This is a genomic window from Arthrobacter sp. Leaf141 (assembly GCF_001424565.1).
Lineage (GTDB): Bacteria > Actinomycetota > Actinomycetes > Actinomycetales > Micrococcaceae > Arthrobacter.
Genome location: NZ_LMOL01000028.1, coordinates 1 through 1724, shown reverse-complemented (window position 1 = coordinate 1724; position 1724 = coordinate 1). Strand labels below are relative to the sequence as shown.

General features: G+C 65.0%; 1 protein-coding gene. It reads left to right on the top strand.

What is annotated here, in order from left to right; all coding sequences use genetic code 11:
- Positions 1–1724, top strand: a 1724-nt coding sequence (locus ASF72_RS16460) for a BCCT family transporter (protein ID WP_056600659.1), incomplete at both ends; no start/stop codon positions are given.

The following is a 1724-nucleotide window of genomic DNA, read 5'->3' as shown; positions in this document are numbered from 1 at the left end:
GAGCACGCGCAGATCATGGAGGAGCTGCGCAGCGCCAGGACTGAGCGGGCTGTTGCGGACCGCCGCAACCACAAACTCACCCTGGATAAAGTCACTTTTGGCATCACGGGCGCGATTGCCATTGCGTTTGTGGTCTGGGGCTTTGTAGGGCGGGACAGCCTGTCCGCCAGCTCAACAACCGCCCTGAACTGGGTGATGGAGTACACCGGCTGGCTCTTTATGCTCCTGGCCTCCCTGTTCGTCGTCTTCGTCCTCTGGCTCGCGATGGGCAAATTCGGGAACATCCCCCTGGGCAAAGACGGCGAAAAACCCGAATTCCGGACCGTGTCCTGGGTCGCCATGATGTTCGCCGCCGGCATGGGCATCGGCCTGATGTTCTACGGCGTCGCCGAACCCCTCTACCACTACGTCTCACCCCCACCAGGGACCGTGGACGGCCGCACCCCCGCCGCCATCCAAACCGCCATGGCCACCTCAATCTTCCACTGGACCCTGCACCCCTGGGCCATGTACGCCGTGGTCGGCATCGCCATGGCCTACGGCACCTACCGCCTGGGCCGCCGGCAACTGATCTCCCTCGCCTTCACCTCACTCTTCGGAGTCCGCGTCGTCGAAGGACCCGTCGGGAAATTCATCAACATCCTCGCCATCTTCGCCACCCTCTTCGGCACCGCCGCGTCCCTGGGCCTGGGCGCCCTGCAAATCGGCAGCGGCATGACCTCCAACGGCTGGTTCGGACAAATCGGCACCCCCGTCCTCGTGGTCATCGTCGCCATCCTGACCCTGTGCTTCGTCGCCTCCGCCGTCTCCGGCATCAGCCGCGGCATCCAATGGCTCTCCAACATCAACATGGTCCTCGCCGTCGTCCTGGCACTCATCGTGTTCCTCGTCGGACCCACCCTGTTCATCCTGAACCTCATCCCCTCCGCCGTCGGCGACTACGTCCGGGACCTCGCCGAAATGTCCTCCCGCACCGAAGCCGTCGGCGATGACGCCCTCCGCACCTGGCTCTCCGGCTGGACCATCTTCTACTGGGCCTGGTGGATCTCCTGGACACCCTTCGTAGGCCTCTTCATCGCCCGCATCAGCCGCGGCCGCACCATCCGCCAATTCGTCACCGGCGTCCTCCTGGTCCCCAGCGTCGTGAGCATCATCTGGTTCGCGATCTTCGGCGGCGCCGCCATCAACATCCAACAACAAGCCGACACAAACAACACCCCCGGCCTGGTCACCATGACCAACGGCAGCCCCTCCATCAACTTCGACGGCGCCCTCTTCGACCTCGTCAAAAACCTCAGCATGCCCGACTGGGCCACCGCCGCCGTCATCATCCTCGCCATGGTCCTCGTCGCGATCTTCTTCATCACCGGCGCCGACGCAGCCTCAATCGTCATGGGCTCCCTCAGCTCCAACGGCGCAGAACACCCCCGCCGCCCCATCGTCATCTTCTGGGGCTGCCTCACCGGCGCCGTCGCAGCCGTCATGCTCCTCGCCGGCGGCGACGTCCCCTCCGAAGCCCTCGCCGGACTCCAACGCATCACCATCGTCGCAGCACTACCCTTCGTCATCGTCATGCTCCTCCTCTGCGTAGCCCTCACCAAAGACCTCCGCCGCGACCCCCTCTCCCTCCACCGCCGCCTCGCCACCTCCGTCGTCGAACGCGCCATCCGCACCGGCGTCGAACAACACCGCGGCATCCAATTCGACCTCGTCACCCGCCACGA